Annotated in this window: 16 protein-coding genes; 10 read left to right on the forward strand and 6 right to left on the reverse strand. The window is 72.6% G+C overall.

Annotated elements, in window-relative coordinates; genetic code table 11:
* Positions 1 to 21 precede the first annotated feature (21 nt).
* The gene (locus tag ACH4F2_RS11270) at positions 22 to 750 is read right to left on the reverse strand and encodes a lysophospholipid acyltransferase family protein (protein ID WP_398132448.1); all 729 of its coding nucleotides are present in this window, start codon (positions 748 to 750) and stop codon (positions 22 to 24) included.
* 301 nt (positions 751 to 1051) lie between these two features.
* Here ACH4F2_RS11270 and ACH4F2_RS11275 point away from each other — a divergent pair, with 301 nt between their 5' ends.
* From ACH4F2_RS11275 to ACH4F2_RS11295, 5 genes are all read left to right on the forward strand, one after another.
* Positions 1052 to 1432, forward strand: coding sequence for a thioredoxin family protein (locus ACH4F2_RS11275; protein WP_398132449.1), 381 nt, complete (start codon positions 1052 to 1054; stop codon positions 1430 to 1432).
* A 146-nt stretch (positions 1433 to 1578) separates the two neighbouring features.
* Positions 1579 to 2088, forward strand: a complete 510-nt coding sequence (locus tag ACH4F2_RS11280; protein WP_398132450.1) for a flavin reductase family protein — start codon at positions 1579 to 1581, stop codon at positions 2086 to 2088.
* A gap of 221 nt (positions 2089 to 2309) precedes the next feature.
* A complete protein-coding gene (locus ACH4F2_RS11285) occupies positions 2310 to 3107 on the forward strand; it encodes an electron transfer flavoprotein subunit beta/FixA family protein (RefSeq protein WP_398132451.1) in 798 nt (265 codons plus the stop codon).
* Positions 3108 to 3162: 55 nt separating this feature from the next.
* Positions 3163 to 4125: an electron transfer flavoprotein subunit alpha/FixB family protein gene (locus tag ACH4F2_RS11290; protein WP_398132452.1), complete on the forward strand. Its 963-nt coding sequence runs from the start codon at positions 3163 to 3165 to the stop codon at positions 4123 to 4125.
* A 163-nt stretch (positions 4126 to 4288) separates the two neighbouring features.
* Positions 4289 to 5587 (forward strand): DUF6986 family protein, encoded by a 1299-nt coding sequence (locus tag ACH4F2_RS11295; protein WP_398132453.1) that lies wholly within the window; start codon positions 4289 to 4291, stop codon positions 5585 to 5587.
* Here ACH4F2_RS11295 and ACH4F2_RS11300 read toward each other — a convergent pair.
* Together ACH4F2_RS11300 and ACH4F2_RS11305 are read right to left on the reverse strand one after the other, a co-directional pair.
* Complete coding sequence (locus ACH4F2_RS11300; RefSeq protein ID WP_398132600.1) at positions 5568 to 6362, reverse strand: hypothetical protein; 795 nt, start codon at positions 6360 to 6362, stop codon at positions 5568 to 5570. The two genes, ACH4F2_RS11295 and ACH4F2_RS11300, sit on opposite strands and share 20 nt — an antisense overlap.
* Before the next feature lie 328 nt (positions 6363 to 6690).
* On the reverse strand, positions 6691 to 7812 hold the full coding sequence (locus tag ACH4F2_RS11305; RefSeq protein ID WP_398132454.1) for a LacI family DNA-binding transcriptional regulator: 1122 nt from the start codon (positions 7810 to 7812) through the stop codon (positions 6691 to 6693).
* A 169-nt stretch (positions 7813 to 7981) separates the two neighbouring features.
* On the opposite strand from ACH4F2_RS11305, the gene ACH4F2_RS11310 reads away from it, so the two are divergent.
* From ACH4F2_RS11310 to ACH4F2_RS11320, 3 genes are all read left to right on the forward strand, one after another.
* Entirely contained in the window at positions 7982 to 8935 is a 954-nt protein-coding gene (locus ACH4F2_RS11310; protein ID WP_398132455.1) for an ROK family protein, read from the forward strand.
* A gap of 354 nt (positions 8936 to 9289) precedes the next feature.
* Positions 9290 to 9484 (forward strand): hypothetical protein, encoded by a 195-nt coding sequence (locus ACH4F2_RS11315; RefSeq protein WP_398132456.1) that lies wholly within the window; start codon positions 9290 to 9292, stop codon positions 9482 to 9484.
* Positions 9485 to 9637: 153 nt separating this feature from the next.
* Positions 9638 to 10681 carry an NUDIX domain-containing protein gene (locus ACH4F2_RS11320; protein ID WP_398132457.1) on the forward strand — a complete coding sequence of 348 codons (1044 nt, stop codon included), beginning with the start codon at positions 9638 to 9640 and terminating at the stop codon, positions 10679 to 10681.
* 2 nt (positions 10682 to 10683) lie between these two features.
* Here ACH4F2_RS11320 and ACH4F2_RS11325 read toward each other — a convergent pair whose 3' ends face one another.
* Together ACH4F2_RS11325 and ACH4F2_RS11330 are read right to left on the reverse strand one after the other, a co-directional pair.
* Positions 10684 to 11388, reverse strand: a complete 705-nt coding sequence (locus ACH4F2_RS11325) for an MBL fold metallo-hydrolase (protein WP_398132458.1) — start codon at positions 11386 to 11388, stop codon at positions 10684 to 10686.
* A 73-nt stretch (positions 11389 to 11461) separates the two neighbouring features.
* Entirely contained in the window at positions 11462 to 12817 is a 1356-nt protein-coding gene (locus tag ACH4F2_RS11330) for a dipeptidase (protein ID WP_398132459.1), read from the reverse strand.
* Between the two features lie 144 nt (positions 12818 to 12961).
* Here ACH4F2_RS11330 and ACH4F2_RS11335 point away from each other — a divergent pair, with 144 nt between their 5' ends.
* The gene (locus ACH4F2_RS11335) at positions 12962 to 14284 is read left to right on the forward strand and encodes a geranylgeranyl reductase family protein (RefSeq protein WP_398132460.1); all 1323 of its coding nucleotides are present in this window, start codon (positions 12962 to 12964) and stop codon (positions 14282 to 14284) included.
* On the opposite strand, the gene ACH4F2_RS11340 is transcribed toward ACH4F2_RS11335, so the two are convergent.
* A complete protein-coding gene (locus ACH4F2_RS11340; RefSeq protein WP_398132461.1) occupies positions 14274 to 14729 on the reverse strand; it encodes a nitroreductase family deazaflavin-dependent oxidoreductase in 456 nt (151 codons plus the stop codon). The two genes, ACH4F2_RS11335 and ACH4F2_RS11340, sit on opposite strands and share 11 nt — an antisense overlap.
* A gap of 342 nt (positions 14730 to 15071) precedes the next feature.
* Between ACH4F2_RS11340 and ACH4F2_RS11345 the strand changes: the two genes are divergently transcribed.
* Positions 15072 to 15773 carry a TetR/AcrR family transcriptional regulator gene (locus tag ACH4F2_RS11345; RefSeq protein ID WP_398132462.1) on the forward strand — a complete coding sequence of 234 codons (702 nt, stop codon included), beginning with the start codon at positions 15072 to 15074 and terminating at the stop codon, positions 15771 to 15773.
* Positions 15774 to 15933: the final 160 nt, after the last annotated feature.

Genomic DNA, 15933 nt, shown 5'->3' on the forward strand with positions numbered 1-15933 from the left:
GAGGAGCCGCCCCGGGCCGGGTCAGCGCGCCTCGGCCGTGCGCAGCTGCTCCTGCGTCGGGGCGGTGCCGCCGAGATGGGCCGGCATCCACCAGGTGTCGTCCGCGCCCTTGGGGCGTACCGGATAGGCGCGCTGCGCGGCCTCCAGCAGCTCCTGCACGCGCTCGCGCAGCCGGCGGGTGATGGCACCCGCGTACTGCTCGCGGGATGCCTCCATCGCCTCGCCGACCCGGATCGTGACCGGGATGTGGCTGCGCTTGAAGTTGCGGGGGTGCCCCTTGGTCCACAGTCGCTGTGTGCCCCACACCGCCATCGGGATCAGCGGAACGCCCGCCTCCTGCGCCAGGCGCGCGGCGCCCGACTTGAAGCTCTTGAGCGTGAACGACTCGGAGATCGTCGCCTCGGGGAAGACCCCGACGATCTCACCGGACCGCAGCGAGTCCAAGGCGTGCGCGTACGCCGCCTCGCCCTGCTTGCGGTCCACCGGGATGTGCTTCATGTTGCGCATCAGCGGACCGGAGACCCGGTGCCGGAAGACCGACTCCTTCGCCATGAAGCGCACCAGCCGCTTCTGGGGCAGCGCCGCCAGGCCGTCGAAGATGAAGTCCAGGTAGCTGATGTGATTGCTCACCAGCACGGCGCCGCCCGAGCGCGGGATGTTCTCCGAACCCTGGCAGTCGATCTTGAGGTCCCACACCTTGAACAGGGTGCGGGCGAGACCGATGGCCGGGCGGTAGGCGAGTTCTGCCATGGGCGGGTCGGACCCTTCCTTGTCAGCCTGGGAAGGGGGCTCCCAGTCGAAAGTTACGCAGCCGTAGGTTTGCGGCTTGTCGCAGATCGTGCCCCAAGAACGGCCCGTGTACCAGCCTTGGTGCCCGCCCGCGGCGAGATCCTCATCACGTCGCTGGCCGTGTCGTGGCCGAAACGCGATGGTGAGCCGGGAATCTCGGCAGCCCTGCGAACGCTGCACGTGGGGACGATGGGACTGGACCGGACCGAGTGTCGAGCGGTCCGGTCCGGGCCGGTGGCGCGCGGGCGACGCGTGCTCATGCATGCCGCTCAGGCGGCGGAACGGAGGCGCGCGGGTGCGCGGGCAGGGTGAAGACAGGCGGCTCGGCGCGTCCGGTTCGCGGCTCGACGCGGCCGACCTCGGCGCGCGACTCGGCGTCCGCGCCACGCTGGTGCAGTTCTCCAGCGCCTTCTGTGCTCCCTGCCGGGCCACCCGGCGGGTCCTCGGGGAGGTGGCCGGCATGGTTCCCGGCGTCGCCCATGTCGAGATCGACGCCGAGGCCCGCCTCGACCTGGTCAGGGCCCTCGACGTGCTCAAGACCCCGACGGTGCTGGTGCTCGACGCCGATGGCCGCGTCGTGCGGCGCGCCGTCGGGCAGCCGCGCACCGCGGACGTGATCGCCGCACTGGGCGAGGCGGTGTGAGAACCGCCACGCCACCGGTGAGGCGTTCTCCACAGCTTCCATGTACCGGGACGTATTTGACTATGTGTGCCACCCGTCGTCAGCCTGCCCCTATGCCTTCGCTCCCCTCTCCCCGGGCCGAGGCGCAACGCAGAAGGACATTCCGAATGACGGCCACACCCGACCTCGCCGCGCCGCGGCACGCCACCTCCGACCTGCTGCGGTCCGTCTTCCGGCGGCACGCCGCGGGGGTCGCCGTGATCACCGCGCGCGGTGACGCGGGCCCGGTCGGTTTCACGGCGACGTCCCTCGCCTCCGTCTCCGCCGAGCCGCCGCTGCTCTCCTTCGGTATCGGCGCCGGTTCCTCCAGCTGGCCCACGGTGTCCGCGGCCGAGTACGTCGGCGTCCACCTGCTCGGTGAGCACCAGCAGGACCTCGCGTCCACCTTCGCCCGCAGCGGCGCCGACCGCTTCGCCGCGCCCACCGCGTGGCGCGACGGCCCCGAGGGTGTGCCCGTGCTGGACGGCGTCCTCGCCTGGCTCGTGTGCCGGATCGCCGGCCGCGTGCCCGCGGGGGACCACCGCATCGTGCTGGCGGAGGTTCTTTGCGGCGACTCCGCGGGCGCCGGCCGTCCTCTGCTGTACCACCAGGGGCGTTACAACGGACTGCGCGACTGACCGGTCACCGGGACCGCTTCTGCGGAGCCGTCGGGTTCCGGTTACGCTGCGTTGCGAAGGTCACAGTTCAAAGCGCTTGCTTAGCGGGAAAGAACTGGGTGTACTGACGAGTAATATTCCGGCGTGGAGCGCAGGTCGCCCCGCCCGGGATCGGCCGCTTGGGGCGCCTATGCTGCCTGCAAGAGGCAGCACTGAAATGTCGACGCAGTAGGAGAGCCGGCGTGAGCTTGAGGATCGTTGTCACTGTGAAGTACGTGCCCGACGCCACTGGCGACCGGCACTTCGCCGATGACCTGACCGTCGACCGGGACGACGTGGACGGTCTGCTCTCCGAGTTGGACGAGTACGCGGTCGAGCAGGCGCTGCAGATCTCGGAAGCACGCCAAGAAGCAGGCGACGACGTGGAGATCACCGTCCTGACGGTGGGCCCCGAGGACGCCAAGGACGCGCTGCGCAAGGCGCTGTCCATGGGCGCGGACAAGGCGATCCACGTCGAGGACGACGACCTGCACGGCACCGACGCCATCGGCACCTCCCTGGTCCTGGCCAAGGCCGTCGAGAAGGCCGGCTACGACCTGGTCATCTCCGGCATGGCCTCCACCGACGGCACCATGGGCGTCGTGCCGGCGCTGCTCGCGGAGCGCCTGGGCGTGCCGCAGGTGACGCTGCTGTCCGAGGTCTCGGTCGAGGACGGCACCGTGAAGGGCCGCCGCGACGGCGACTCCGCCACGGAGCAGCTTCAGGCGTCGCTGCCGGCCGTCGTGTCGGTCACCGACCAGTCGGGCGAGGCGCGTTACCCGTCCTTCAAGGGCATCATGGCGGCCAAGAAGAAGCCGGTTCAGTCCTGGGACCTGTCCGACCTCGACATCGACGAGGACGAGGTCGGTCTCGAGAACGCCTACACGGTCGTCGAGTCGGCCGCCGAGCGCCCCGCGCGCTCCGCGGGCACGATCGTCAAGGACGAGGGCGAGGGCGGCAAGCAGCTCGCCGAGTTCCTCGCGGGCCAGAAGTTCATCTGAGCCCCGGATTCGCCGACCGCCCCTCACATCTCGCAAGCAGGAGAGAAGAAGTCCCATGGCTGAAGTTCTCGTCTACGTCGACCACGTGGACGGTGCCGTCCGCAAGCCCACCCTGGAGCTGCTGACCCTCGCCCGCCGCATCGGCGAGCCCGTCGCCGTGGCCCTGGGCAACGGCGCCGCCGACACCGCCGCCACGCTCGCCGAGCACGGCGCGGTGAAGGTGCTGACCCACGAGGCCGCCGAGTACGCCGACTACCTCGTCGTGCCGAAGGTGGACGCCCTGCAGGCCGCGGCCGCGGCGGTGTCCCCGGCCGCCGTGCTGGTCCCGTCCTCCACCGAGGGCAAGGAGATCGCCGCCCGCCTGGCGCTGCGCCTGGGCTCCGGCATCATCACCGACGCCGTCGACCTGGAGGCCGGCGACGAGGGTCCGGTGGCCACCCAGTCGGTGTTCGCCGCCGCCTTCACCACCAAGTCCCGGGTCTCCAAGGGCACCCCGGTCATCACGGTCAAGCCCAACAGCGCCGCCGTCGAGCCGGCCCCGGCCGCGGGTGCGGTCGAGGCACTCTCGGTGTCCTTCTCCGCCGCCGCGACCGGCACCAAGGTCACCGCGCGCACGCCGCGCGAGTCGACCGGCCGTCCGGAGCTGACCGAGGCCGCGATCGTCGTCTCCGGCGGCCGCGGCGTCAACGGCGCGGAGAACTTCGCGATCATCGAGGCCCTTGCGGACTCGCTCGGTGCGGCCGTCGGCGCCTCGCGTGCCGCGGTGGACGCCGGCTGGTACCCGCACACCAACCAGGTCGGCCAGACCGGCAAGTCGGTCTCGCCGCAGCTGTACATCGCCTCCGGCATCTCGGGCGCGATCCAGCACCGCGCCGGCATGCAGACCTCGAAGACGATCGTGGCGGTCAACAAGGACGCCGAGGCCCCGATCTTCGAGCTGGTCGACTACGGCGTCGTCGGCGACCTCTTCGACGTCGTCCCGCAGCTGACCGAGGAAGTGAAGACCCGCAAGGGCTGAGCATCCCCTCCGGAGTTCCGGACTCCGGCCGAGGCCCCCGCGACCGTCCTGGTCGTGGGGGCCTCGGCGTCTGCGCAGGATGGTGTTGACCGGCGACGGACCGACAGATAACTTCGCTCTACGGATTATTGATTCCGTTCAGCGGAAAACAGGAGGGTATGGGATGGGTCAGCAGGAGAAGGTGGCGACGAGTCTCGCGGGCGCCGTCGGCGAGGAGATCAGCGCCTCCCTCGCACCGGTCGACGCGGAGCTGGAGCGCCGCTACCCCGGAGACCCGGGCACCCGCCAGCCCGTCCACACCGTCTACGTCCCCGGTGACGTCTTCGCCGCCGACACGATCCGCTCCTGGGGCGACAAGGCCCTCGCCGCCCTCGACGAACACGCCCCCGACGCCGCGTCCTTCGCCGCCGTCCTCGGCCTCACCGACGACCTCGCCGAGCCGGTGTACAGCCGCGTACGCGCCAAGCTGGAGCGCGAGCCGATCGAAGACCTCCGCGTCGACTTCGAGGACGGCTACGGCAACCGCACGGACGCCGAGGAGGACGAGGCCGCCGCCCGCGCGGCCCGGCTGATCGCCGAGGCGTACGACCAGGGCACGGCGGCCCCGTACATGGGCATCCGCATGAAGTGCATGGAGGCCCCGGTGCGGGCCCGGGGCATCCGCACGCTCGACGTCTTCCTCAGCAGCCTGATGGAGGCCGGCGGACTGCCCGACGGGCTGGTCCTCACCCTGCCGAAGGTGACCTACCCCGAACAGGTCACCGCCATGGTGCGGCTCCTGGAGGCCTTCGAGAAGGCCCGCGGCCTGGAGCCCGGCCGCATCGGCTTCGAGATCCAGATCGAGACCAGCCAGTCCATCCTGGCCGCCGACGGCACCGCCGCCGTCGCCCGCATGATCCAGGCCGCCGAGGGCCGCGCCACCGGCCTCCACTACGGCACCTTCGACTACAGCGCCTGCCTCGGCGTCTCCGCGGCCTACCAGGCCAGCGACCACCCGGCCGCCGACCACGCCAAGGCGGTCATGCAGGTCGCCGCCGCGGGCACCGGCGTACGCGTCTCGGACGGTTCCACCAACGTCCTGCCGGTCGGCCCCACCGAGAAGGTCCACGACGCCTGGCGCCTGCACTTCGGCCTCACCCGCCGTGCGCTGGCCCGCGCCTACTACCAGGGCTGGGACATGCACCCCGGCCACATCCCGACCCGGTACGCGGCCGTCTTCGCCTTCTACCGCGAGGGCTTCGAACAGGCCGCCGCCCGCCTCGCCCGCTACGCCAACCGCACCGGCGGCGACGTCATGGACGAGCCCGCCACCGCCAAGGCCCTGAGCGGCTATCTGCTGCGCGGCCTGGACTGCGGCGCCCTCGACATCGGCGAGGTCGCGCGGCTGACCGGGCTGACCCGGGCCGACCTGGAGGGCTTCTCGTCCCCGCGGCGCGGTGACCTCACGGCATCGGCGCAGTAGGCGGCGGCCGGGTCCCAGGGAGTGGTTCGCCCGTCCGGCCCGAGCGCACGTACCGCTCCAGGCCGGACGCCGTCACCCGCTCCTCCTCGGCGAACAACCGCGTCCCCCGCTCGCACAGCCGCCGGTCGGCTCGCGCCCGCGCGCAGAACTCCTCGGGCGTCGCCCCGAACAGCTCCCGCAGCCGGGCCGACCCCCGCAGCAGCTCGGTGATCAGTACGCGTTGGTCGCCGGGGTGCCGGCGCGGCGCTGCTCCGGTGCCGTCGTGCAGCACGCCGTGGCGGTTGACGTAGGCGTACGCGCCGCGCAGCACCGTGGTGCCGTCCCCTTCCGCCTGCTCGACGCGTACGTCGGGCCCGCAGAGCCAGGCGCGGTCGAAGTTGCCGGACGCCATCGGCACCCCCTCGCTCGCGTCGATCACGGCGAGCTGCTCGGCGTCGAGCCACAGGACGAACAGCTCCCGTACGAAGCCCGGGGCGCCCACCGGCGAGGCGGACACGTAGCCCATGCGGCTCACGTGGGCGGAGACGCCGATGTCGATCCCGGTGACCCGCGCCTTGATCATCGGGATGGGCGAGTCGATCCCGAACTCGGCCATCTTGTGCCGCAGCTGGCCCGGGGCGGCGTTGGAGCCGATCGCGATCACGGGGACCCGCTCGACGCGGTCCTCGTGAACCGGCCCGTCCAGCGGCAGCAGCCGGTCCCCGTCCAGCAGCCCGGACTCCCGCGGCCATGCCCCCGGATACAGCAGCGGCTCCTCACGCGGTACCCCGGCCAGCCCGAGCGCGCGTAACGTCCGGTCCTCGCTGGACGGTTGCGCCGGCGCGCGGTCGCTTTCCGGTGGCCGGGCAGTCGCCCGGTCCTCGCCGAACGGCTTCGACACAGTGTGATTCCCTCCCGGCGGCCGCGGTGGTGTCCGGCCGGCGCCCTCCGTCAACGGCCGGAAGCCGGTCCGCCCCGTGCGGCGAGGCGGCGCTCCGTCCTGTGCGGGGAGGTGTTCCGCCTCGTGGTGCGCCGAGGCGGTTCCTCCCGTACCCGCGCGGGGCCGTCCGGTCCGGGCACAGCCGCCCTCGCGAGGCCCCGCGGCCTCGTGCGCAACGGGCCGCTCACTGTGCCGGTGGCAGCTCGCCCGAGCCGCGGGTGACCAGCCTGGTCGGCAGTTCGATGCGGTCGGGTGCGAGCAGCGTGCCGTCCAGCTGCCGGAAGAGCCGCTCGGCGGCGGTGCGGCCGAGGGCCGCCGCGTCCTGGGCGACCACGGTGACGCCCGGCTGGAGCAGGTCGGCCAGTTCGATGTCGTCGAAGCCGACGAGCGCGACGCTGCGGGCATGCTCGGCGAGCACGCGGATCACGGTGACCGTCACCCGGTTGTTGCCGGTGAAGATCGCGGTGACCGGGTGCGGGTCGGCGAGCATCTCCTCGGCGGCCCGGCGCACTCGCACGGGGTCGGTGACGCCCAGGGACATCCAGGAGTCCTTCACCGGTATGCCCGCGTCCTCCATGGCGGCCCGGTAGCCGCGCAGCCGCTCGGCGGCGGTGTGGATGCGGGGCATGTCGCCGATGAAGCCGATCCTGCGGTGCCCGTGCGCGATGAGGTGGGCCACGCCGTCGCGGGCGCCGCCGAAGTTGTCGGACACCACCACGTCCGCGTCGATCTTCCCCGCAGGACGGTCCACGAACACCGTGGCGACGCCCGCCTTCAGTTCGGGCTCCAGGTACCGGTGGTCGTCCCCCGCGGGGATCACCACCAGCCCGTCCACGCGGCGCGCGCACAGCGCCAGCACCAGCTCCTGCTCCCGGTCCGGGTCCTCCGCGCTGGACCCGTTGATCAGCAGGGCCCCGTGAGCGCGGGCCACCTCCTCCACGGCACGGCTGAGCGGCCCGTAGAAGGGGTCGGCCAGGTCCTCCAGGACCAGGCCGATGCTGGCGGTACGGCCCTTGCGGAGCACGCGCGCACTGTCGTTGCGGCGGAATCCGAGCGCGTCGATGGCCTCCTGGACGCGGCGTTCGGTCTCCGGAGTGACGCCCGGCTCCCCGTTGACCACCCGGGAGACGGTCTTGAGACCGACCCCGGCCCGGGCGGCGACGTCCTTCATGGTCGGGCGATTGCCGTAACGGTTCCCGGGAAGGTGGGCTGCGCGGCGGGTCGTGTCGGGCACGATGCGGTGTCCTGTCCTGTCGTCCACGGGATTGCGTCGGCTCCTGTTGTCCACGGGGGATGTGTCGGTCATGGGTTTGTATGAGGATGTGGCGTCGAGCATAGAGCCTGGACAACGTTGTCAGATGCGGGAGACACTGTTCATCGCACTCTCCGGTCCTCGTCCCCACCGTGGGGCCGGTTCACTGTGCGTTCTTTGGTTCGTCATTCTTCATTCGGTCCGACGGGGAGATCCGACTCTGATGCACACCGACCTCGTGGCAGCGCTGGACATCGGCGGCACCAAGATCGCCGGCGCGCTGGTGGACGGCCACGGCCGCATCCAGGCGCGCGCACAGCGTGCGACGCCCGCCCAGCAGGACGGCGACACCGTGATGCGGGCCGTCGAGGCGGTGCTCGGGGAGCTGACCGCGTCGCCGCTGTGGGGGCGGGCCGCGGCCGTCGGCATCGGCAGCGCCGGACCGGTGGACGCCTCCGCCGGCACGGTCAGCCCGGTGAACGTGCCCGGCTGGCGCGACTACCCGCTCGTCCGGCGGGTCCGCGAAGCCGCCGGGGACCTGCCCGTCGAGCTGATCGGCGACGGCGTGGCCATCACAGCGGCCGAACACTGGCAGGGCGCCGCCCGCGGGCACGACAACGCGCTGTGCATGGTGGTCTCCACGGGCGTCGGCGGCGGTCTGGTCCTGGGCGGCCGGCTGCACCCGGGCCCGACCGGCAACGCCGGGCACATCGGCCACATCAGCGTGGACCTGGACGGTGATCCGTGCCCGTGCGGCGCACGCGGCTGCGTGGAGCGCATAGCGAGCGGCCCCAACATCGCTCGGCGTGCCCTCGACGCCGGCTGGCGACCCGGCCCCGACGGTGACACGTCCGCCGCCGCGGTCGCCGCCGCCGCCCGCCTGGGCGACCCCGTCGCCGTGGCGTCGTTCGAACGGGCCGCGCAGGCACTGGCCGCCGGCATCGCCGCCACCGCGACCCTCGTCGAGATCGACATCGCCGTGGTCGGAGGGGGAGTCGGCAAGGCGGGCGACGTGCTCTTCGCCCCCCTGCGCAAGGCCCTGACCGACTACGCGACGCTGTCCTTCGTGCAGCGCCTGGCGGTCGTCCCCGCCCAGATGGGAACCGACGCGGGGCTGGTCGGCGCGGCCGCGGCGGCGCTCACGAGGACGGCGGGCGCGGCCCCGGCGCGAGTCTGAGCACACGCGGGACGTTCCCGGCGGCCGCGATACCCTGCGGGCGTTTCAGCAGGTCAGCCGGTCCTCCACTCAGTCGGGCGTGGTCCGGGTCGGCGTCGAGCCCCCGTCGCCGCTGATCTCGTCGGCGGTCAGCCACAGGCGCCCGAGACCGCCCGCCCCATCGCCAGGGACTGTTCCCACCCACTCGCGGATGCCGTGGACGATCGGCCGGCCGGTCGCCCGGGAGGCGCGTCGGGTCCGCCGCGGCCCTGCCGGGCGATCACGGGCCTGCCCGGGTGATGGTGATCCGGCACCCGGGGACGCCGCATGAACGGCCGGCCGTGACCACCACCCGGTTACGCAGTTGAACCAGGCATGAAGAAGCGCAGCATGCTCGCCCTCGCGACCCTGGCCACCGGTTTCGTCGTCGCGGCCGTCACGCCCTCCCACGCCGCTCCGGGCGAACTCCCGCTCGGCCTCGGCATGGAGGGCACCATCGGCACCATCGAGGACACGGTCGCCCCCGACAGCCCGGCCCCGGACGACGACGCCCGCGGGCAGTCGGGCTGACGTACGCCGCCGGCGAGCAACCACCCGGACCACACGGCGCCGGTGCCCCCTCCAGGGGCGCCGGCGCCGCTGTCGTACGCCCTCAACTGCGCCTGGTTTCCGTGGCAGGGTGAAGCGGGCAAGCCTCAGGGGGCCAACGGAAGAGGGGGACCTGTGACCGTCGTCTGGATCAACGGCGCGTTCGGTGCGGGGAAGACCACCACCGCACGGGAACTGATCGATCTGATCCCGAACTGCACACTCTTCGACCCCGAGGTCATCGGCGGAGCGCTCGCGCACCTGTTGCCGCCCAAACGCCTCGCTGAGGTCGGCGACTTCCAGGACCTGCCGATCTGGCGCCGCCTGGTCATCGACACGGCGGCCGCGATGCTCGCCGAGCTCGGCGGAACCCTCGTGGTCCCCATGACGCTGTTGCGCCAGGAGTACCGGGATGAGATCTTCGGTGGTCTCGCCGCCCGCCGGATCGCGGTCCGGCACATCCTCCTAGCCCCGGCTGAAACGATCCTGCGCGAGCGGATGGCGGGCCGTGAGATACCGGAGGGGCTGCCCGACGGCCAGATACGCGTGCGGCAGTGGTCGTACGACCACATCAAGCCGTACCGGGCCGCCCTCGCCTCCTGGCTGACCGCCGACGCCCATCCGGTCGACACCGGCGCCCTCACGCCCTGCGAGGCCGCCGCCCGAATCGCCGAAGCCGTGGGTACCGGCTCCGTGCCCGCCTGCGACATCGTGCAGACGCCCGAACCCACCGCCGAGACCCTGGCGGCCGGCGTCCTGCTCTTCGACGAACAGGACCGCTTCCTGCTCGTCGACCCCACCTACAAGCCCGGCTGGGAGTTCCCCGGCGGCGTCGTCGAACCCGGCGAGGCGCCCGCCCGGGCGGGGATGCGCGAGGTCGCCGAGGAGACCGGCATCCACCTCGACGACGTACCCGCCCTGCTGGTCGTCGACTGGGAACGCCCAGTGCCCCCCGGCTACGGCGGTCTGCGCCTGCTCTTCGACGGCGGCCGGCTCGACTCCGCGGACGCCGGCCGGGTCCTGCTGCCCGGCCCCGAACTGCGCGGCTGGCGCTTCGTCACCGAGGACGAGGCCGCCGGACTGCTGCCCCCGGTCCGCTACGAGCGGCTGCGCTGGGCCCTGCGGGCCCGGGAACGAGGGAGGGCCCTGTACCTGGAGGCGGGCACCCCGGTCGGCTGACCTCAGCCGACCGCTCCGCAGGCGCGCACCGATACCCGCAGCGCCTGGGCCGCCCCGCCGGTCACGGGATCTCCGTGCCCGAAACAGGCCACCTCCGCGTCGAGGTCCGCCAGCCGCCGGAAGGAATCGACGGCCCGGTCCCGTTCGACGTTGAACACGCCGAGCATCACACTGCCGTCGGCCGGTGACGCGGCAACGGCGTCCCCCGTGAACAGCACGCCGTGCCGGGGGAGGTGGAGCGCGATGCTGCCGTCCGTGTGGCCGGGGACGTGGACGACGCGCGCCCCGCCGCCGAAGTCGAGGACGTCGCCGTCGGACACCTCGGTCACCCGGGCCGGCCGGTCGAAGCCGCCCTGCGGAAGCCGCCGGACGGCGTCGGCGTGCAGAGGGCGCTCCCACTCCTCGAACACGGGCGGCGGCCCCTGGACTTCGCCCCGCACCACCGGCGCCTCCAGGGTGTGGGCCACCACCTCCGCCCCCGTGAGCGCGGCGACCTCGCCCGCCCCACCCACATGGTCCTCGTGGAAGTGGGTGAGGACGACACGCCGTACGCGTCCGGCGGCGCCCGCCAGCGCGGCGATGCGCGCCCCGGACCCGGCCGGTCCGGCGTCGATCAGCGTCAGGTCGTCCCCGTCGCGCCACAGGTAGGCCTGGCCGACCGGGAAACGCAGGAGGTGGAGGCGGGGGAGGAGCTCGATCACGTCCATGGCACGACCGTAGGCAGGGCCCCGCCCGGTGGCGAGGCCCCTCTGCCGACGGCAGAACCCGGGTCGGCCGGGCTCAGCTCGCCGCGTAGTTGCGCAGGAACAGCGCCTCCGCGACCGAAAGCCGCTCCAGCTCCTCGGGGGAGACGCTCTCGTTCACGGCGTGGATCTGGGCCTCCGGCTCGCTCAGGCCGATCAGCAGGATCTCCGCCTGCGGGTAGAGCGCCGCCAGGGTGTTGCACAGCGGGATGGAGCCGCCCTGACCGGCGTACTGCATCTCCTGCCCCGGGTACGCCACCGCCATCGCGTCCGCCATGGCCTGGTACGCCGGGCTGGTGGTGTCGGCGCGGAACGCCTGGCCCTGGCCGATCTGCTCGACGGAGACCCGGGCGCCCCACGGCGTACGCGCCTCCAGGTGGGCCTGGAGCAGCTTGGTCGCCTCGGCGGCGTCCACGCCCGGCGGCACCCGCAGGCTCACCAGCGCGCGGGCACCCGCCTGCACCGACGGGGTGGCGCCGACGACCGGCGGGCAGTCGATGCCGAGCACCGTGACGGCCGGCCGCGCCCAGATCCGGTCGGCGATCGACCCGGACCCGATCAGCTCCACGCCGTCCAGCACCCGGGCGTCCCGGCGGAACTGCTCCTCCTCGTACGCCAGACCCTCCCACTCGCTGTCCGCGGCCAGTCCGTCGACGGTCGTCGAACCGTCCTCGGCGCGCAGCGAGTCCAGTACGCGGATCAGGGCGGCCAGCGCGTCGGGCGCCGCGCCGCCGAACTGGCCGGAGTGCAGGTTGCCTTCGAGCGTGTCGACCCGGACACGGACGAGGGTCATGCCGCGCAGCGTCGAGGTGACCGTCGGCAGACCGACCCGGAAGTTGCCCGCGTCGCCGATGACGATGGTGTCGGCGGCCAGCAGTTCGGGGTGCTGCTCGGCGTACCGCTCCAGACCGCCCGTGCCCTGCTCCTCCGAACCTTCGGCGATCACCTTGACGTGCACCGGCACGCCGCCGTTCGCCTTCAGCGCGCGCAGCGCGAGCAGGTGCATGAGCACGCCGCCCTTGCAGTCGGCGGCGCCGCGCCCGTACCAGCGGCCGTCCCGCTCGGTCAGCTCGAACGGCGGGGTGGCCCAGCCGGCCTCGTCCAGCGGCGGCTGCACGTCGTAATGGGCGTAGAGCAGCACGGTCCTGGCGCCCTCGGGCCCGGGGAGGTACCCGTACACCGATTGCGTGCCGTCCGGCGTGTCGAGCAGGTCCACGTCCTGGAAGCCCTCGGCGCGCAGCGCCGCCGCGATCCAGTTGGCGGCGCCCACGCTCTCGCTGCGCGGGAACTGGTCGAAGTCCGCCACCGATTTGAAGGCCACCAGTGCGGTGAGTTCCTCCTTCGCCCTGGGCATCAGGGAGGAGACGGTCTCGGCGACCGGATTCGACGACATGGGCACGCTCCTTGTGGGTGCGACGTTGTACCGGTGAGTACCGGGATTGGCAGGCCGATCCTCCCACAGTGGCCTGCGGCGATGGCCGCCGTAGGATGCGGGGGTCAGGTGCGGCATGCGGTTTGTTGGGAGCGGTAGACCATCGTGAGCAGCGAGAACTCTTCGGCGGACGACGCGCGTCAGGTCTGGGACGTGGTCGTGGTGGGCGCGGGACCCGCGGGGGCCTCGGCCGCCTATGCGGCGGCGGTCGCGGGGCGGCGCGTGCTGTTGCTGGAGAAGGCGGAACTGCCCCGCTACAAAACGTGCGGCGGCGGCATCATCGGCCCCTCGCGCGACACCCTCCCGCCCGGCTTCGAGCTGCCCTTCCGGGACCGCGTGCACGCGGTGACGTTCTCGAACAACGGGCGGTTCACCCGGACCCGGCGCTCCCGGCAGATGCTGTTCGGGCTGATCAACCGGCCCGAGTTCGACCAGCAGCTCGTCGAGCACGCGCAGAAGGCGGGTGCCGAACTGCGCACCGGGGCGACGGTGACACGGGTGGAGCAGCACGGGTCGGCGGTGCCGGACCGGCGCACGGTCGCCGTCGTCCTGCAGGGCGGCGAGACCGTGCTGGCCCGCGCGGTCGTCGGCGCGGACGGCAGCGCCAGCCGCATAGGGGCGCACGTCGGAGTGAAGCTCGACCAGGTCGACCTCGGTCTGGAGGCGGAGATCCCGGTACCGCAGACGGTCGCCGAGGACTGGAAGGGACGGGTCCTCATCGACTGGGGGCCGCTGCCCGGCAGTTACGGCTGGGTCTTCCCCAAGGGCGACACGCTCACCGTCGGTGTGATCTCGGCGCGCGGCGAGGGCGCGGCGACCAAGCGATACCTGGAGGACTTCGTCGGCCGGCTCGGCCTCGCCGGTTTCGAACCGACCATCTCCTCCGGCCATCTGACGCGCTGCCGTGCCGACGACTCGCCGCTGTCCCGCGGCCGGGTCCTGGTCTGCGGGGACGCGGCGGGGCTCCTGGAACCGTGGACGCGCGAGGGGATCTCCTTCGCACTGCGGTCCGGACGGCTCGCGGGCGAGTGGGCGGTGCGGATCTCCGAGGCGCACGACGCGGTGGACGCGCGCAGGCAGGCCCTGAACTACGCCTTCGCCATCAAGGCCGGACTCGGCGTCGAGATGAGTGTCGGCAAGCGGATGCTGGCGGTGTTCGAGCGCCGGCCGGGCCTCTTCCATGCGGCCCTGACCGGTTTCCGCCCCGCGTGGAAGGCGTTCAAGGACATCACGCAGGGCGCGACGTCGCTGGGTGAGCTGGTCCGCGGCCACCCGCTGGCACAGCGGGCGCTGGCGGCGATCGACCGCCGGCCCACGGGTGGGACGGGAGCGGCGGGCGCCGCAGGCGCTTCGGAGAGCCCGGACAGCGCGGATGCGGCGGGCACGCGGGGTACCACGGGCACCGCGGGCGACGGGGTCAGTTCCTGAACTCGATCCGGAAGACCGGGTGGTCGGGCGCGATGCGGCGCAGCTCCGTGTCCGACGAGCCGGGGCCCACGCCGTTGAAGAAGATCCCGACCTCCGCCTTCCAGCGCTTGAGGTAGGCGCGCAGGAGCGGCGGCTTGTCGTCGTCGGCGACCTCCGTGGCCGCGAACACGTCCACGTGCTTGCCGAGGCGCAGTTCGCCGCCGCCCGCCGCGCGCATGTTGTGGGTCCACTGGACGTGGCCGCGAGGGGCGATCAGGTACTGCTGTCCGTCGACGGTCAGCAGGTTGACCGGGGTGGTCCGCCACTGGCCGCTCTTACGACCGCGCACGGCCAGGACGCGGGAGCCCCAGACACTGAGGCCGCGACGGGTCAGCCAGGCAACGGTGCGGTTGAAGACGTTGACGGTGAGCCAGCCGGGCTTCTGGACGTGTGTGTGCGTGGACATGGGGCCCCCAGGGCTGCTTGAGCCAGACAAGATTGGGGAGCAGTGCTCGCTTACGTGAGCACTGCTCTCGCTTTCGCTTGCTCGACAGTCTGCAGGAGAGTGGCACTTGAAAGCAAGAGCAGTGCTCACACTTGCGGGCATCGCTCACGCTTGCGAGCAGTGCTCTCGTTCGGGTGTGGCGCGCTTGTTCGCGTCCACTGCACTCGCTGTGCGTAGGCCGCTCTCGACCCGCGCGCGCCCCTCCAAGCTGTGAGCAGGATCTGTCCTGTGCGGACCGCTCCGTTCTGCGTGCACTGCTCCGATTTGCGTGCACCGCTCTCCTTCGCGTGCCACACTGATCGCATGAGCACCGCACAAGGAGCCATGGGTGCCCGCGCCCGCGCCCGGATCGAGGTCACCGCCGCCATCAAGGACGAGGCGCGCGGGCAGCTCGCGGCGGAAGGCGCCGCCAAGCTCTCGCTGCGGGCCGTGGCCCGCGAGCTGGGCATGACATCCTCCGCCCTCTACCGCTACTTCCCCAGCCGCGACGACCTCCTGACCGCCCTCATCATCGACGCCTACAACTCGCTCGGTCACGCCGCCGAGGTGGCGTACGAGGCGGCGGCCGACACCGGGCCCGCCCGCCGCTGGACCGTGGTGTGCGAGGCGGTACGCGACTGGGCGCTGGCGCATCCCCATGAGTACGCGCTGATCTACGGATCGCCGGTGCCCGGCTACACCGCGCCCCAGGACACCGTTCCCGCCGCCGCCCGGGTGGCCTACGTGTTCGTCGGCATCCTGCGCGACGCGCACCGGGGCGCGGGCCTCGCCAAGCCGGCGCTGCCCGCCGACCTGCGGCCCGAGGCGCACCGGATGGCCGCGGACCTCGCGCCCGACCTGCCGCCGGAGGCGGTGACGGCGCTCGTGGCCGCCTGGGCCGAGCTGTTCGGGCTGGTCGGGTTCGAGGTGTTCGGGCAGTTCAACCGGGTCGTGGAGGACCGTGAGGCGTTCTTCCGGCACGCGGCGGAACGGCTCGCCCATGCGGCGGGCCTGGTCTTTTCGTAGGGGGTGAGGTCCCCGAAGTCTGCGAGCCGCGAAGCGCCCGAGCCTCGGAGACACCACCCGCTCGTGGACGTGACCTCCGCGGCGCCCCTCACCTCGCCGGAACCCTGGGTGGAGGCGGCAGCGCCGGGTCCTGCCGCAGGATGCGCGTGTGCAGGGAGCG

This window comes from Streptomyces sp. NPDC017890 (assembly GCF_044328675.1).
Lineage (GTDB): Bacteria > Actinomycetota > Actinomycetes > Streptomycetales > Streptomycetaceae > Streptomyces.

What these genes read in the sequence shown, in the direction of transcription:
- ACH4F2_RS11270 (WP_398132448.1), bottom strand. Translation starts at nt 750, where the DNA reads ATGGCAGAACTCGCCTACCGCCCGGCCATCGGTCTCGCCCGCACCCTG.
- ACH4F2_RS11295 (WP_398132453.1), top strand. Translation starts at nt 4,289, where the DNA reads ATGGGTCAGCAGGAGAAGGTGGCGACGAGTCTCGCGGGCGCCGTCGGC.
- ACH4F2_RS11325 (WP_398132458.1), bottom strand. Translation starts at nt 11,388, where the DNA reads ATGGACGTGATCGAGCTCCTCCCCCGCCTCCACCTCCTGCGTTTCCCG.
- ACH4F2_RS11310 (WP_398132455.1), top strand. Translation starts at nt 7,982, where the DNA reads ATGCACACCGACCTCGTGGCAGCGCTGGACATCGGCGGCACCAAGATC.
- ACH4F2_RS11290 (WP_398132452.1), top strand. Translation starts at nt 3,163, where the DNA reads ATGGCTGAAGTTCTCGTCTACGTCGACCACGTGGACGGTGCCGTCCGC.
- ACH4F2_RS11280 (WP_398132450.1), top strand. Translation starts at nt 1,579, where the DNA reads ATGACGGCCACACCCGACCTCGCCGCGCCGCGGCACGCCACCTCCGAC.
- ACH4F2_RS11305 (WP_398132454.1), bottom strand. Translation starts at nt 7,812, where the DNA reads ATGACCGACACATCCCCCGTGGACAACAGGAGCCGACGCAATCCCGTG.
- ACH4F2_RS11345 (WP_398132462.1), top strand. Translation starts at nt 15,072, where the DNA reads ATGAGCACCGCACAAGGAGCCATGGGTGCCCGCGCCCGCGCCCGGATC.
- ACH4F2_RS11340 (WP_398132461.1), bottom strand. Translation starts at nt 14,729, where the DNA reads ATGTCCACGCACACACACGTCCAGAAGCCCGGCTGGCTCACCGTCAAC.
- ACH4F2_RS11330 (WP_398132459.1), bottom strand. Translation starts at nt 12,817, where the DNA reads ATGTCGTCGAATCCGGTCGCCGAGACCGTCTCCTCCCTGATGCCCAGG.
- ACH4F2_RS11315 (WP_398132456.1), top strand. Translation starts at nt 9,290, where the DNA reads ATGAAGAAGCGCAGCATGCTCGCCCTCGCGACCCTGGCCACCGGTTTC.
- ACH4F2_RS11275 (WP_398132449.1), top strand. Translation starts at nt 1,052, where the DNA reads ATGCCGCTCAGGCGGCGGAACGGAGGCGCGCGGGTGCGCGGGCAGGGT.